The 15,810-nt window shown below is 54.6% G+C and carries 12 protein-coding genes and 1 pseudogene; 8 read left to right on the forward strand and 5 right to left on the reverse strand.

Annotation, left to right across the window (positions count from 1 at the left end):
- Positions 1-592: 592 nt before the first annotated feature.
- The 5 genes and pseudogenes from istB to J7413_RS19480 form a co-directional block, all read right to left on the reverse strand.
- A complete protein-coding gene (istB, locus tag J7413_RS19460) occupies positions 593-1,384 on the reverse strand; it encodes an IS21-like element helper ATPase IstB (protein ID WP_209101395.1) in 792 nt (263 codons plus the stop codon).
- Positions 1,374-3,041: pseudogene (locus tag J7413_RS19465) on the reverse strand (IS21 family transposase). Before J7413_RS19465 ends, istB begins: the two are co-directional and overlap by 11 nt.
- 107 nt (positions 3,042-3,148) lie before the next feature.
- Positions 3,149-4,414 (reverse strand): aminotransferase class III-fold pyridoxal phosphate-dependent enzyme, encoded by a 1,266-nt coding sequence (locus J7413_RS19470; protein ID WP_209101397.1) that lies wholly within the window; start codon positions 4,412-4,414, stop codon positions 3,149-3,151.
- 3 nt (positions 4,415-4,417) lie between these two features.
- Positions 4,418-5,521 (reverse strand): enolase C-terminal domain-like protein, encoded by a 1,104-nt coding sequence (locus J7413_RS19475; RefSeq protein ID WP_209101400.1) that lies wholly within the window; start codon positions 5,519-5,521, stop codon positions 4,418-4,420.
- On the reverse strand, positions 5,518-7,965 hold the full coding sequence (locus tag J7413_RS19480; protein WP_348538786.1) for an FAD-dependent oxidoreductase: 2,448 nt from the start codon (positions 7,963-7,965) through the stop codon (positions 5,518-5,520). Before J7413_RS19480 ends, J7413_RS19475 begins: the two co-directional genes overlap by 4 nt.
- Before the next feature lie 65 nt (positions 7,966-8,030).
- On the opposite strand from J7413_RS19480, the gene J7413_RS19485 reads away from it, so the two are divergent.
- The 8 genes from J7413_RS19485 (at position 8,031) to J7413_RS19520 (ending at position 15,792) form a co-directional block, all read left to right on the forward strand.
- On the forward strand, positions 8,031-8,915 hold the full coding sequence (locus J7413_RS19485; protein WP_209101403.1) for a MurR/RpiR family transcriptional regulator: 885 nt from the start codon (positions 8,031-8,033) through the stop codon (positions 8,913-8,915).
- Complete coding sequence (locus J7413_RS19490; protein ID WP_209101405.1) at positions 8,915-10,000, forward strand: aromatic ring-hydroxylating dioxygenase subunit alpha; 1,086 nt, start codon at positions 8,915-8,917, stop codon at positions 9,998-10,000. Before J7413_RS19485 ends, J7413_RS19490 begins: the two co-directional genes overlap by 1 nt.
- 169 nt (positions 10,001-10,169) lie before the next feature.
- Positions 10,170-10,562 carry a carboxymuconolactone decarboxylase family protein gene (locus J7413_RS19495; RefSeq protein ID WP_209101408.1) on the forward strand — a complete coding sequence of 131 codons (393 nt, stop codon included), beginning with the start codon at positions 10,170-10,172 and terminating at the stop codon, positions 10,560-10,562.
- A gap of 326 nt (positions 10,563-10,888) precedes the next feature.
- Positions 10,889-11,623, forward strand: a complete 735-nt coding sequence (locus tag J7413_RS19500; RefSeq protein WP_209101410.1) for a glycosyltransferase — start codon at positions 10,889-10,891, stop codon at positions 11,621-11,623.
- Positions 11,624-11,628: 5 nt separating this feature from the next.
- The gene (locus J7413_RS19505) at positions 11,629-12,954 is read left to right on the forward strand and encodes an LssY C-terminal domain-containing protein (RefSeq protein ID WP_209101412.1); all 1,326 of its coding nucleotides are present in this window, start codon (positions 11,629-11,631) and stop codon (positions 12,952-12,954) included.
- Between the two features lie 123 nt (positions 12,955-13,077).
- Positions 13,078-13,755 carry a response regulator transcription factor gene (locus J7413_RS19510; protein ID WP_209101415.1) on the forward strand — a complete coding sequence of 226 codons (678 nt, stop codon included), beginning with the start codon at positions 13,078-13,080 and terminating at the stop codon, positions 13,753-13,755.
- Entirely contained in the window at positions 13,736-15,073 is a 1,338-nt protein-coding gene (locus J7413_RS19515; protein ID WP_209101418.1) for a HAMP domain-containing sensor histidine kinase, read from the forward strand. Before J7413_RS19510 ends, J7413_RS19515 begins: the two co-directional genes overlap by 20 nt.
- A gap of 77 nt (positions 15,074-15,150) precedes the next feature.
- Positions 15,151-15,792, forward strand: a complete 642-nt coding sequence (locus J7413_RS19520; RefSeq protein ID WP_209101420.1) for a phosphatase PAP2 family protein — start codon at positions 15,151-15,153, stop codon at positions 15,790-15,792.
- The last annotated feature ends 18 nt before the right edge of the window (positions 15,793-15,810 follow it).

Below are 15,810 nucleotides of genomic sequence, written 5' to 3' on the forward strand. Positions count from 1 at the left end.
CATAGAATAGCGACGCCTGCGCTTCCTGCCTCGGTCCCAACATCGCTCTATCCTCCCACTCATTGGAAGAATTGAATCAGCAGTTCATGCACCGATCAAGGATGAGTTTTTCAACAAAATACGCCCTACGGCAGATCGACCATTTCTGCTTTGGGTTAAAGCAGCCATTAACGCAGCGATCAGTTTAGAGGTCCTACAACTAGAAAAAACACGGGATCATGTTCGCATAGTCAGTTAGGTTACGAGTTCGACGGCATGTAAAAAAACCCATGAGCGGCGGCTTGGCTATAGAGAGGGCACGAACATAACAACTCCAATTCAGAGCGAAGAATTCCGAAAGACAGCTAAGATGTTTCAGCGCGGCGGGCCACTGGCTCCGATGTGCGGTGCCCGCACTCGAAAAGGTGGCGTATGTGCCAATCCGCCGATTGTGGAGGGTAAGGGGCGATGCCTGAGCCACTGCGGCCCCAAGGCTGCCAATGCCTTCCCGGCGCGCCAGAAGCGCCGATTTGAGGCTGGCTGTTGATTGTCACTGAGAACTGACCCGGTATTTTCACCGAGATTTGACCCACCCTCAGTTATGCGCCATGGTCTATGGCGCGGTCAATGTTTTGGTCTCCTTCCCTGTTTTCTTTGCAGCCTCAGCGCTGGCCTTGAAGCGGTAGCTGTCGTTTCCGGTTTCGAGGATGTGGCAGCGGTGCGTGAGCCGATCGAGGAGTGCGGTGGTCATTTTTGCGTCGCCGAAGACCTGCGCCCATTCTGAGAAGCTGAGGTTTGTGGTGATGATGACGCTGGTGCGCTCGTAGAGCTTGCTGAGCAGATGGAAGAGCAACGCCCCGCCAGATGAACTGAACGGCAGGTAGCCGAGTTCGTCCAGGATGACCAAGTCGACCTTCGTCAGCATCTCAGCCAGTTTCCCTGCCTTGCCAAGCGCCTTCTCCTGCTCCAGCGCGTTGACCAATTCCACGGTCGAGAAGAAACGCACCTTACGCCGGTGATGCTCGATGGCCTGCACCCCAATTGCTGTCGCTGTATGACTTTTGCCCGTTCCAGGTCCACCTATCAGCACGACATTCTCAGCCGCTTCGATAAACTCGCAGCGGTGCAACTGCCGCACTGTCGCTTCGTTGATCTCACTCGATGCAAAGTCGAAGCCCGTCAGATCCTTGTATGCTGGGAAGCGGGCGACCTTTGTGTGATAGGCGATTGAGCGCACCTCCCGTTCCGCGATCTCGGCCTTGAGCAGCTGTGACAGCATTGGTGTAGCCGCCTCGAATGCTGGCGCCCCTTGGGCAACCAGGTCTTCGACTGCGTTTGCCATGCCATAGAGCTTGAGACTGCGCAGCCTTATGACGACGGAGGCTCCTGCTGGATCATGACGCATGGCGCTTCTCCCCAGCTTGTCTCAACCCATCATAGCGATCCACATTGGCCTCTGGCGTCGTTTGCAATGCCAGTGCGTCCGGAGGGTCGACCTCGGGATGGTCTATTGGTTTGCGATCAATCAATCGGTGCAGCAGGTTTAGGATATGCGTCTTGGTGGGCACGCCCGCTTCTAAAGCCAGGTCTACCGCGCACAGGACGTCTGCCTCGTTGTGCTGAAGAACCAATGACAGGATGTCGACCATTTCTCGGTCACCACCGTCCTTGCAAAGCATGTGATCCTGCAACTGACGGAAGGCATCCGGCATCTCGGTAAATGGCGCACCATTGCGTAGGGCGCCTGGTTTGCATTGGAGCGAGCCCTTGTCCGCCATTGGTCCGAGGACAATGGCGAGCGCGAGATAGTGACGCCAGTCATAAATGACCTTGCCGGGTTTGCGGTGAGACCGGTCAATGATCCTCGCATGTTCGCAGACTGTTTGCCCTTCAGCGACCACGACCAGCCGATCAGGGTAGACATGCAGGCTGATCCGGCGGTTCGCAAAGCTGGCAGGCACACTGTAGCGATTTCGCTCGAAGGTGATCAGGCATGTTGGCGATACGCGTTTGCTGTGTTCGATAAAGCCGTCAAACGCTGGCGGCAGCGCCATCAGCAAGGGGCTCTCGGCCTCCCATACATCGGCTATGGAACCAGGTAAGGCCTTGTGCGGTGTCTCCGCCCACAGGGCAATGCAGCGATCTTCCAGCCAGTTGTTCAGCTCTGCCAGATCGGCAAAAACCGGCATGACCTGCCACATGCGATTGCGCGCGTCTTGCACGTTCTTCTCAACCTGACCACTCGCCATTGTCCTCGGACCAATGGCGGACAAAGGCTCGTTCCCAGCCTGCAGCTGGATTGCAAAACTCAGGCTCAAAGACATAGTGGCTGGCCATCGCCTTGAAACGTGCGTTGATATCTCGCTGCTTGCCTTTGCCGACGCGGTCCACAGCTGTCTTCATATTATCGTAGATCCCGCGACCGGGTACGCCGCCGAACACGCGGAATGCATGCCAATGGGCAGCGAACAACATCTCATGGGGCTCCGCCCGTTCTTACCTCAAACAGTCCCCCGGACTGTTCGCCACCTTCGGTGGACCTGTGCGAACTGCAGCGGATAAGCACGCACCAAGAACGCCCGACTGTGTGACAGCTTGATGTGCGCGACCTGAAGCTTGACCCGCTCACCGCAAACATTGGCCCAGTCTTCGCTCCAGTCGAACTGGAACGCCTCGCCAGGCTGGAAGATTAGAGGCACGAAAGTGCCGCGCCCCGTTGTCTGCTCGGCACGATGCCGATCCTCACGCCAAGCCCGAGCAAAAGCGGCAACGCGTTCATAGGAGCCGTCATATCCCAGCTTCACAAGATCAGCGTGCATTTGCTTGACCGTACGCCGATCTTTGCGCGACTTGCGCGTCTGGATCAAAAGCCACGCAGACAAACGATCCGCATATGGGTCCAGCTTACTTGGACGCTTAGGGGTCTTGAACTTCGGTTCCACCGCGTCTTCGCGCAGATACTTCTTTATGGTGTTCCGAGACAGACCCGTCCGCCGGGCGATCTCGCGAATTGGCATCTTATCACGCAATGCCCAACGTCTGATGACACTTAAAAATCCCATGTCGATCACTCCAAATCTCCCCAACCAAAACCGTCGGGGCAGTGTGTTCACATGGGTCAATTCTCAGTGACAATTTATGGGCATACCGGGTCAGTTCTCAGTGACAATCAACACTTGGTGGCTGCATCTACCGCCCTTTGCGTCAATGAAAGGTCATCGCATGTAAGGGCCAGGGATGGATACATCTTGCCCAGACTTTTAAAAACGCCGTTGGCTCTCAATGCCGCATTCCAGCGTGCGCAATGCGTCTGATTTGTATGCACGGCGGAGCGGTAATCGGTGCAAGAAGTTTCTGTAAAATAGATGTCAAACAAGGTTTCGTCGCCACAAATCTGATGAGCAACACCCGCTTTTGCCAGCGCCTCAGATTGCATGCGCTGCAACTCTGATCCGAGCTCGCGAAGCCGCTCATATGTCCCCGCGCGCTTCAGCACCTCCATGGTCTTAAGACCTGCCGTTGCAGCCATTGGATTGCCAGAGAGCGTCCCCAATTGCATCAGCCATCCCTCATCACCAACCTGACGCTTGTCAAAGTGCCGCATAATGTCATGGCTGGCCGCAAGGGCTGCGAGCGGAAATCCCCCTCCAATAATCTTACCCAGAGTACAAATATCTGGGACAACACCATAGCGCTCTTGCGCGCCCCCGTAGGCGAGACGAAAACCCGTCACGATCTCATCAAAAATAAGCAACAAATTGAAGCGATCGCATAGATCACGCAGACCTTGCAGGAAACCTGGCGCAGCCGGTATGATGCGTTGCAGTGGCTCGACAATAATCGCAGCGACATCCTTGTGCTCCAACAACAGCGCTTCCACCGCCGCCAAATCGTTGAAAGGAGCTATCAACATCTGGTCGGCGACGCTCTGCGGAATGCCTGCGCTATCTGGAACGGCCTGCGGGAAGTTCACATGTTTTCCCGGCGCGAGACTCATCTGGGCCTCAGCGCTCATACCGTGATAGCCTCCCTCAAATTTCAGAATTTTGTCGCGCCCGGTGTAGGCCCGCGCCAGACGCATCGCGTACATGTCCGCTTCGCCGCCTGAAGTCACAAAACGCACCTGTTCTGCACAAGCCACCGCATCAACAATGGCTTCAGCCAACTCAATGCCTTTCGCATTGTTGGCAAAAAAGGTCATGCCTTTCGGCAATTGCTCCAACACGGCTTCCATCACCTCTGGATGTCCATGCCCAAGCAGCATCGGCCCAGACCCAATCAAATAGTCAACATATTCATTGCCATCTTCATCCCACACACGGCTCCCTTCTCCGCGTGCAATTATGATGCCCGGATCAAAATTTCCAAAGCCTCCTGCTGGCAGAACCTCTCTAGCGCGCGCGATCCAATCGTCTTGAGTGCGGATTTTCTGCATGGTTCAGCTCACTTCCAATATGGGAGTTCCAAGGATGTCACGATCCGGCGGCACACCAAGGCCAGCCCCCTCCGGTGGCGCAATGCGCCCATTTGCGCGCTGCGGCGCACAGGGGCAAAGGCGCGGCGCGACATAGCTTGAAAGATCACAGGTGTTCAGAAGTGATCCACGCGGGGTGGACGCCGCAAAATGCAGCGCAGCAGCCGTCACGATATCAGAGCCCCACGTACATTCAGCGCAAATTTCTGCCCCCAAATTCACCGTGACATCACGCGCGCGCCGCATCGCTGAAAGCCCGCCAAACTTTGAGAGTTTCAACGCCACTGCATCTAAAACGCCCAGTTCGTGCGCGCGCCAGAGACTGGCAATATCGTGAGCGGCTTCGTCGATTTTCATGGGTAACCCTGTCGCCTGGCGCACAGCGGCACAATCCTCAAGCGTCTTGCAGGGCTGTTCGAGCATAATGTCCAAGTGCGATACCGCGCGCCCGACACGCGTGGCGTGCAACTTGCTGGCGCCGCAATTCCAATCACCATACACAAGCGGCCCGCCGCCAACGGCTTCGCGCACTTTTGTCAATCGCTCAACATCGGCTTCCCAATTCTGATCCACACCAAGCTTAACCTGAAACTGCCGAATGCCTGTGGCGTAAGCGTCCTTGGCAATCCGCACCATCTCTTCCGGCGCCACACATGTGATCGAATGATAAAGCGGCATCTCTTGTCGCACACGCCCTCCCAGCAATGTGCAAAGCGGCAGGTCAGCGGCCTTCCCATAGAGATCCCAAAGCGCAATATCGATGGCTGATTTGGCATAGCGGTGCCCGATCAAATGCGCGTCTAAGTCTCGCATCACCGCATCCACACCCAAAGGTGAGACTCCCATAAGCTTCGGCGCCAACTCCTGCACAGCACTTGGCACACCACCTGCATAAGCTGGCAGATAATGCGGGATTGGACAAACCTCACCCCAGCCGTGCAAACCTGTGTCTGTTTCCAACCGGACAACGTGCGAAATCACCGTGTCGCAGGTTTTTCCCTCCGCCATGTGGTAGGTTTCATGGCTGGTCAACGCAACAGCCCAAAGTGACAGGCCTGTGATCTTCATGCAGACACCAACACATCCTGTCGCGGCTTCAGACTTTCAGGATCATAAGCCGGTTGCCCCAGAACTTTAGCGGCGCGCGACACGCCATGGATCAGCACCGTCAACTCTGTGCCGGGTTGTGCAGCCTCAGGCTTCAGATAAGCAAAAGACAGAACTTTTCCGACGGTTGGCCCATAAGCAACAGAAGCAGTGGCACCGACGACCTCTCCTCCAAGATAGACCGCTTCGCCACCATGGCCATCTGACTTGCCATCCGGTTCTATTTCCAGATAGGTGCACGCCCAGGGCAAATCGCTGTTGAGCGACTGCTCCTTACCCAAATACTCTTTATCTTGGCGCGCAAAGCGCAACACATCCGCCTCTGCCAAGGTGACCTCATTTGTCAGTTCACTTGCGCCTTTGAAACCCTTTTCCATGCGCATGGCGTTCATCGCGAAGCTGCCATAATTGGTGATACCATGTGCGACACCAGCTCCCCAAAGCGCGTTGTAAACCTCCAAGCACGCCGCATTTGGCATGTGCAATTCCCAGCCCAGCTCGCCTGCATAAGACATGCGCAGCGCCCAGACTGTATGCCCCGCAATTTCGATTTTCTGTGCAGAGAGCCAACGAAAACCCGCATTAGAAAGATCTGTTCGAGTGCAGCCCATCAGGACCTCACGCGACCGAGGACCGTTCAGCGCCAATGCTGACCAGCTTTCAGACAAAGCCGTCACTGTGACGTCGGCGTCGCCCCCGTTCAGGGACAAATGATCTAGCAAACGCTGTTCAAAGAAAGCCGCGCAAACAAGATAGAATTGATCCGGCCCCATCCTGACGATTGTGGTTTCCAGCTCGACACGTCCAAGGCGATTGAGCATATGTGTTAGGGTGATTGCGCCCACTTTCTGCGGCATCCGGTTGGCAGTCAGCCGGTCTAACAACTCATAGGCATCAGGCCCCTGTACCAGCACTTTGGTGAAAGCTGTGACATCCATGATGCCAACGGCTTCACGCACCGCTTGGACCTCTGCGGCGACAAGATCATCCACCACTGTACGATTGAAGGAATAATGGTCTTTTTGCGCGACGCCACCTTGTGCAAACCAACGGGGGCGCTCAAAACCATAGACCTCCTCATAAACCGCACCTTGCTCTTTCAGAGTTTCATAAAGCGGAGAGGGTTTGATCGGGCGCCCGGCCAACCGATTGAAATGGGGAAAGGGAATTTCGTGGCGCAGGCAGTAGTCCTCTTCAGCTTTGACGACTTGCCAATCCTTGGTGGCATAGCGGCCAAAGCGGCGCGGGTCATATTCGCGCATTGAAATATCTGCCGCGCCGTGCACCATCCAACGTGCCAATTCACGGGTCAGCCCCGGCCCCCAGCCAATACCAATCTGAGTCCCACAACAGCACCAGTAATTTTGCACACCGGGCGCCGGGCCAATCAACGGGTTGCCATCTGGTGGATGACTGATGGCGCCATGGACATCTCTTTGCAAACCCAGTTCGGCAAAAATCGGCATCCGGTTCAGGCTTTCCTCAAGCCACGGCATGACCCGATCATAATCTGCATCAAACAGCCAGTTTTCGTACTCCCAAGGGCAATGGTCATGCCACACTGAGTTCGGATTGGTCTTCTCATAAATCCCAATCAAACCGCGCTTTTGCTCCATGCGGATGTAGCCAGAGACTTTCTTGTCATCCCGGATCACTGGCAGCTCTCTGTCCAAATCCTGAAACTCCGGCACCGGTTCCGTCACAAAATAGTGGTGCGTCATCGAGGTCATCGGCAGTTGCAGCCCAGACCACTCGCCCATTTGTCGCGCATAGGTGCCACCGGCGTTCACCACATGCTCGCAGGTAATGGTGCCTTGGCTGGTCTCAACCACCCATTCACCGTTGCGTCTCTGTGTGATGTTGGAGGCCTGACAACGGCGGAAAATGCGCACGCCTCTCTGCCGCGCACCAGCGGCCATCGCCATGGTGACATTGGTCGGATCAACATGACCGTCATCTGGTGTATGCAACGCTCCCAAGACCCCATCCAAATTGTAGAAAGGGTGCAGTTCGGCAACGCGTCTTGGCGCCACGAGCTCTATGTTGAAGCCAAGCGCCCGCCCCACAGATAACGTGTGCCGCAGCCAATCCATCTCGTCTTCTGTGTAAGCCAAACGAAACGACCCGCACCCGTGCCATGTCACCGGTTGTCCGGTTTCCGCTTCCAATGCGCCTGAATAGAGCCCGATATTGTAGTCCACACATTTGCCCAGTCCAAAACTGGACGTGGAATGTGTGATCTGACCAGCCGCGTGCCAGGTTGAGCCAGAAGTCAACTCGGCCTTTTCCAAGAGAACGGTGTCTGCGCCCCAGCCCTCGTGTCCAAGGTGGTAGGCAAGCCCCACCCCCATGACACCGCCGCCCACGATGACCACACGTGCAGAAGTTGGAAAATCGGATGCCACTGTATGTCCTCTCGAGTCGCTTTTCCTATCGACAGCGTAAGCAATCATTTGTACCATCGTCAATTATGAATGGTACAAACATGTCTAATTTGATTTTGGATCGGCTTGCCTCCGATCTGCCTGACCTCACACCGGAGGCGCGCAAGGTCGCCACCTACGTGCTGGAAAACCCGCTAGATGTTGGTGTCTCCACAGTCCGTGAAATCGCCGAAGCTGCGCAAGTTAAGCCAAACACGGTGGTGCGCATGGCGCGCCAGTTTGGCTTTAGTGGATACGAGGATTTTCGCGCGCCCTTCCGCGATGCGATCCGAAATGGCGCGGCTGACTTCCCAGACCGCGCACGCTGGCTACAAGACGTGCGGAAATCAAACGACCTCGGCGGTCTCTACGCTGAGATGGTCCGCGATACACTGCGCAATCTGGAAGAGACGTTTGCTGGCATCTCTGCCGAGCAATTGAAAGAGGCGGCCGCCGCAATCTGGAACTCGCGCAATGTCTTCGTGCTTGGCGTGGGCGTGCACAACTCAAATGCGCGCAACTTTACCTATCTGGCCTCAACCGGCATGGTACAAATTCAAGCCATCCCCAAACCCGGATCAACACCGGTGGATGATTTGGCATGGGCTGACGAGCGCGACGTCTTGATCGCGATCACCTGCAAACCTTATCGCACTGAAGTTGTCGAGGCTGTCAAAATAGCCCGCGCCCAGAACATGAAACTTGTGTGCCTTTCCGACAGCCCTGCAAGCCCAATATTGCGCGAAGCACACCATGGCTTTGTGGTCTCTGTGGACACGCCGCAGTTCTTCCCGTCCTCCACCAGCATCATCGCAGTCCTGGAAACACTTCTTTCCTTTGTGATCGCTGAATCCTCAGAAGAAATCGTCAATCGGGTGGAAACTTTCCACCAGCGCCGCCACCAACTTGGCATGTATTACGAGGAGCCCTGATGACCGCCCCGCGACGCTCTCTGGCCGCCCGGTACTACACAGATCCGCAGGTTTTCCGTGCAGAAACCGAAGGGCTGTTGGCGAGAACGTGGCAATTTGGATGTCACATATCAGATGTACCCAAAGTCGGCGACTACGCGACGTTTGAAATTGCCGGAGAAAGCCTGTTTGCGATACGCGGTCAGGACGGGAGAATTCGGGTGTTTTACAACGTCTGCCAACACCGCGCGCACCAGTTGGTGACTGGCACAGGCTCAACCCGCGTCGTGGTTTGTCCCTATCACGCCTGGAGCTACGAACTCACCGGCGAACTGCGCGCCGGGCCAAACATTAAAGCCGTGGAAGGCTTTGACCGCAGCTCCATATGTCTGACAGAAGTCAGAGCAGAAGAGTTTCTTGGGTTTGTTTTTGTCAATCTCGACCCAAATGCAGATCCGATGGACGCGTGGTTTCCCAACGTGCGTATAGAACTCGAGGACTGGGTCCCAAACTGGCAAAGACTAGCTCCGTTGGAATGGGTCGAAATCCCAGAGCGTTGCAACTGGAAAGTCTCAGTCGAAAACTACTCTGAATGTTATCACTGCACGCTGAACCATCCGACATTTGCGAACGGGGTCATCAAGCCAGAGACCTACGACATCCAACCACAAGGCAAGTGTCTGCGCCACACAACTGAATGCCAAAGCTTGGATGCAATGACCTATGACATCCATTCAGGTTTCGCGCATCAACACGAATACTCCAGCTGGTTTCTCTGGCCGCTGTTTTCCTTTCAGGTCTACCCAGGCAACGTACTGAACACGTATCATTGGCGCGCCATTGATGCGGATCACGTGGTGGTTTGGCGCGGATGGTATACGTTGAACGGCGAAGAAGATCAAAAGATCCGCCAACTGGCGCAACAAGATCGTGCCACGACTGTCGAAGAAGATATCCATCTGGTGGAGTCGGTTCAGCGCGGCCTACACTCACGCGGTTATGTTCCGGGTCCTCTGGTGGTTGACCCAAACGGGGGAGTCAATTCGGAACACCCAGTGATGCATCTGCAAAATTGGATGAAAGATGCAATTGATGGTCCAAATTAAACGCGATTGGCAAAACCCTATCAACAGCGCATGGTTTGATTGCATCGCGCACGAAGCCTGTACCGGACAGGTTTTGCAAACCATGAATGTGGCTTGAGAAGGTCGCGAGGCGCTTTTGAAAGACCTACAAACCAAGAAACATAGCTATCAAATTGGGGAAGTGACCAAAATGAGCATATTTGACGAAGAGCTATTCCTAAAAGGACTGGAACAGCGCAAGGCAACCCTCGGGGCCGAATATGTCGAAAAGAACCTCGCCGCCGCAGACGACTTCACCCGGCCGTTTCAAGAGGCCATGACAAGTTGGTGCTGGGGCTTTGGCTGGGGCGACGAGACCATAGATGCAAAAACACGGTCGATGATGAACCTGTCGATGATCGGTGCGCTGGGAAAAATGACCGAATGGGAAATCCACCTGCACGGAGCCTTAAAAAACGGCGTCAGCCAAGATGAGATCCGCGCCATTATTCACGTGATTGGGATCTATTGCGGTGTGCCACAGGCATTGGAATGTTTTCGGGTCGCGCGCAAAGTTCTGTCGGCGCAGGATCAAAATACATAACCGAAACACCTGCTCAACGATTAGCCCTTAGGTGTCGGGCCGCTTATCCTGCGATCGCAGGATCGAACGCCCGACACCTAACCGCTTTTCCGTGAAAGCTCCGGCGCGCATCACGTTAATCTCACTCAGCGCAACTGAGGGACTGAGCACAAGCTGATGCGCAATACCGCAAAAAATTTCTCAAATTCACCTGCCTAGGGCGCAATTTATACAAATTTGTAAGCACGCGGACAGGCCCTTTCAATTGGCAAGTCTTCTATTGTCAGAGGTCGCCTCAGTCCCCTGCCCTCTTCGGACCTCATGAGGCTCAGTCTCAGGAGCATGCCGTGAAATCCCCAAAGCTCACTATCGTCATTATCAGCCTGAATGAGGAAAAATCTCTGCCGCTGCTGCTTGGGGATCTCGCAACGCAAAGCTGGACAGATTTCGAAATCATCCATGTTGATAGCAACAGTGACGACAACACACTGCACGTCTCTGAAACCGCGCGTGTCAAATTCAAAGACTATCGAATTGTCACGATGCAACGACGCGGGGTGAGTTTGGGCCGCAATACCGGCGCACTGCATGCGCGCGGTGAGCGCCTGTTGTTTTTGGACTCAGACACTAGGCTGGCACGCGACTTTCTTGAAAATGCGATGACGGAACTCCAAGACCGCCATCTCGACGCTGGTATCGTTTGCATGTCGGCAGAAGGCCTCGGAATCGCCTATCGCGTCGGCTTCGCGCTGTTCAATGCAGGAATTTGCGCCATGTCTTTCTGGTTTCCGACCGCGGTGGGGGCATGCCTCTTTTCAACACCAGAGCTGCATCACGCCATCGGAGGTTTTGATGAGAAAATTAGCCTGTGTGAGGATTGCAACTACGTGCTCAAAGCCCATCACAGTAAATCCCACAAAACCGGCGTGATAAAGTCCAAATTTCGCTTCGATCCAAGGCGGCTTAAGCAGGACGGATTTTTACGCACAGGGTTTACCTATTTCCGGGCAAATCTGCGCCGTTTCTTCATCGGGGAACTGCAAAACCAAGAGATCCCGTACCGCTTCGGACACTACGGTTGACCCCCATGACGGAACTCTTCGCCTTTCCGATCGGGCCCATAAGCTACCTATTTCTGGCTCTCATCGCTTATTGTGACACATTGGTTGGTGTCGGTTTTTTTGTCTTTGGCGAAGTGGCATTTGTATCTGCGGGTGCGATGTTCGCGGCAAACGGGCACATTGGTCCCATCGTAGCAGTGATGGCATCCGCATGGGCCGGGGATCTCACCAGCTTCTGGATCGGTCGGCACTACGGCAGCAAACTCAGTCGCCGATATCTCCACAGTCTGAAACAACGGCGCAACTGGCGAAAAGTCCAATCCGCACTTGTAAAAAGAGGCGCGGTTTATGTGATCGCAGCACGGTTTTTAGGCCCAATCGCTTGGATAACCCCAATGCTTGCGGGCACGATTGGCATGCGCCCCAACCGATTTGCAGCGGCAGCTGCTGTCGGCGTGTTCTTAGGCGCTGGGCAATTTGTCTTGTTGGGGGCCTTTGGATTTCACGTCTCTAACAAAATTTATCCGTTCCTGACCGACCATGCATGGTCCATCGGGCTTCTTACACTGCTGACTGTGCTCGCAGTGACCGTCTTTTTCCAATCAAAGGGCTCTTTTTCTCTCAGGGTCTGCAAATCCATGACCGCGGCCGTTTTGGTGTTTCTCTCCATAAATCTCATATATTTCTTCGTACTTGATACGCACACCCGCACCCCCAACGCACAGCTACCAGCGCACGCCATCTGTACCAAAGCCGATAACGCATTGCTCGCTTACCCTGGCGCGACAGATCTGCATCTCCCGCAACCCATCAATGTGGTGCTGCTGTCAAACGGTGCGGGCTCTGACCTTATGACGGCGCTCAATTGGCATCAAAACCTCACGTTTTCCAACAACAGCATTGGACTTCTCCGATTTGCTGCCCTGCTCCTCCAAAGCACGCCCCCCGTCTCAGAACTCTTTTGGCGCGGCACAGCCGCAGACAGCGCATTTCAGCTCCCCGGAAACCTCAAGTCTCGCGAACACATCCGGTGGTGGGATCTCGCATCAGGGCTGTCAGTCGGCGCAATAAGCAGAGACGACGAGCTGGCCATCAAATACTATCGCCACCTCCCCGTCTTGCTGCATGATATTGACCCCTATGTCGACAAATCACGTGACATGCTGGCAAAACAGATCAAGGAAAACACGACGTTTGAGATATTGGGCTACTCTAGGATTGGCACCCCAGTCTTTGAAGCAGCAACAGCAGACTACGAAACCGACGGGCGCATTCTCGTGGTAGCAGAACGGGGTCATAAAATCAGCGAAGAAGTGATGTCGTGCCTGCGGCTTACGCGCGATGCGGCTTGAAAGTTCGCGACTGACACAGACTTCAAAACTGACTAAGAAATAAAACGTAAATTGATTGTAGGGTTACAAAGACCTGCCTCGCGTAACCCACGTTGCCCGGCCAAACACAAAAAGGGAAAACTCATGCGCTTATTGGTCCTTGAGGATGATAAAACCCTTGGCCCTTGGATCCAGCAAGGGCTGCGCGAACTGGGACATGTTGTAGACCTTTTCCCTGATGGAAAGCTCGCCTTGATCGCAGCCACGACGCAGCCTTATGACGCGCTTATTCTTGATCGAATGGTACCGGAACTGGACGGCCTCTCCGTTCTAAAAGCACTCCGACAAGCCAAGATTTTGGCACCGGCAATCTTCTTAACCGCGCTGGGCGAAGTTGAAGATCGGGTAGAGGGCCTGGAAGCAGGCAGCGATGACTATTTGGTCAAGCCGTTTGCCTTCAGCGAATTGAGCGCGCGCTTGGAAGCCATCACAAGAAGACAGCAGCCGCCAGAAGCAGAAGCCTCTGTGCTTTCCGCTGGCGATATCTCAATTGACCTTCACAAAAGGCTCTGCACCCGACAAGGCCATGCGATTGAGCTGAACCCTAAAGAATTTCTATTGCTTGAGGTGTTTATCAGGTCAAAAGGACGCGTACAAACGCGCACCATGTTGCTGGAACGCGTATGGAACCTGAACTTTGACCCCACAACCAGCGTTGTAGAAACCCATATCAGCCGCTTGAGAGCCAAAATTGAAAAACCGTTTGGCGACACTCTCATTCGAACAATTCGTGGATCTGGCTATGTCTTCGAACCGGTTTAAACGGTTTCTAGGGCAGTCCTCGATACGGCAAGCCGCGGCTTTGCTCACCGTTTTTGGAGTGGTTTCAACGCTCACCTGGAGCGTGACCTATTGGATGGTTCGAAATGAAATCGAGCGGCTGGTCGATGCACGACTGCAAACGCAAACACAATCCGTTGTCGATGCCATCGAAAACGGAGCGCCTCTGCCTTCACCCGGTTTTGGGCAGTCCATCGCCCTTTTGAAAGACGGACAGATCAGCGCAGGCAACATACCGTTCACCTTTGACACTGCAAATGCAATCGAAGGCTATTTTGAGTATGATTTCGGCGATCCGACAGAACCCGACTACAGGTTTCTAGTAAAAGATACCCCAGTCGGGCGCTTGATTGTTGCTGAAAACATCGAAAGGCAAGACGAACTCTTTGACGTGCTTGCAACGGGGCTGAGGATTGCGTTGCTCAGTTCTCTGAGCGCTGTAATCTTAACCGGTCTATTGATTGCACGGCGCAATCAGATCCGTCTTGATGCAATCAGTGACGGGCTGACCAAGGTCGCGCAGGGTGATTTGACCACGAGAATTAATCTGCCGGATCGCCACGATGATCTCAGCCTCATGGCCAACTGGACAGACACCACAACAGCGCGCCTACAAAGATCGATGGAACAGATCCGCGTTCAATCCGCCAATATCGCCCATGATTTGCGCACGCCTCTGGCACGGCTGCGCGCTGTTATAGAACATCACCACGAAGCCCTCTTAAACGGCGCCACACCTGTCACACCAGAAGCACTCGAAGACGCGCTGGCACAGGTGGACCGCATCGTTGCCACATTTGACGCTTTGCTGCGCATCGCACGTATCGAAAGCGGGGCCCGCCGCGCCTCATTCGCCCCCGTCAATTTGCAAAGCCTGGTTCGCTCCTTTGAAGAAATCTTCGAACCTGTGGTGTCTGAAAGCGGGCAAAGTCTAAATGTCAGCATCACGCACCCCACGGAGATTTTTGGGGACGAGGAACTGCTGCTTCAGCTGATCGCCAACCTGCTACAAAACGCGCTTCGCTACGGGAAAACAGGACAAACCATTGCGCTTACTGTGGATGGCACCCGCATCACTATCGCCGATCAAGGCCCCGGCATTCCTGCAGACAAGCGGCAAAAGGTCTTCGATCCATTGTATCAGCTCGAAGCGCATCGCCAGAACGAAGGCTTCGGTCTTGGGTTGCCATTGGTACAAGCGATCGTCGAATTACACGACGCCCAACTGTCAATGTCTGATGGTCCCAACGGCGTCGGGCTTAGCATTTCCATCAAATTCCCAAAGCTGACAAATTTGTAATCCCACGCACAGTCTGAATCTAACTCATCGCTGCAGACTGTTCCTTGTTCACAAGGATGAAGGATGCGTGAGATTTGATGTCGTCAAAATTACAAGGAAAGGCTGTAGCATATGTCGCTGCGGCGACGCTGGTGTGCGCAACACTGTACCCAAGCAATTTGCAGGAACACTACAGCACGTCACGCAACGGGCATAAAATACCGTTTGTTCAGCATACCGAAGATGTTGGCCGGCATATCAACGTCGCACTACCTCTGGCCGTGGCAATCGTGACCCGCGACTGGCGCGGCTTAGGCCAGATTGGCGTTACCGCTGTTGGTACGGCTATCGCAACGCATGGTCAAAAACGGCTGCTAAATGACGTCGTTATCGGAGGCACACGGCTAGGCCAGAGGCCCTTGGCCAACGGGCGAGACCACAACATGCCCTCCGGCCATTCTTCAACGGCAGCAGCGGGTGCATGGTTCACAATGCGACGTTACTCCTTCTGGCTGGGTATGATCGTCATCCCTGTATTGCTATCCACAATGTACGCCCGCGTGATGCTCGATGCGCACACTATCTCCGCCACCTTTGCTGGCGCGGCAACGGGCATCCTTGTGGCGGAACTCGCTGTAAAACGCACCTCGCGCTTCCGCCAACTTGCGAAGCGCTGTCTGACCTGGCTTGCCGCCCTGTTTTCACTCAACAAGCAAAAGCGGATCAGAGCAATGAGCTAACCGGATCTGCGGGCGCGT

The organism is Shimia sp. R10_1 (assembly GCF_017744095.1).
Taxonomy (GTDB): Bacteria; Pseudomonadota; Alphaproteobacteria; order Rhodobacterales; family Rhodobacteraceae; genus Shimia.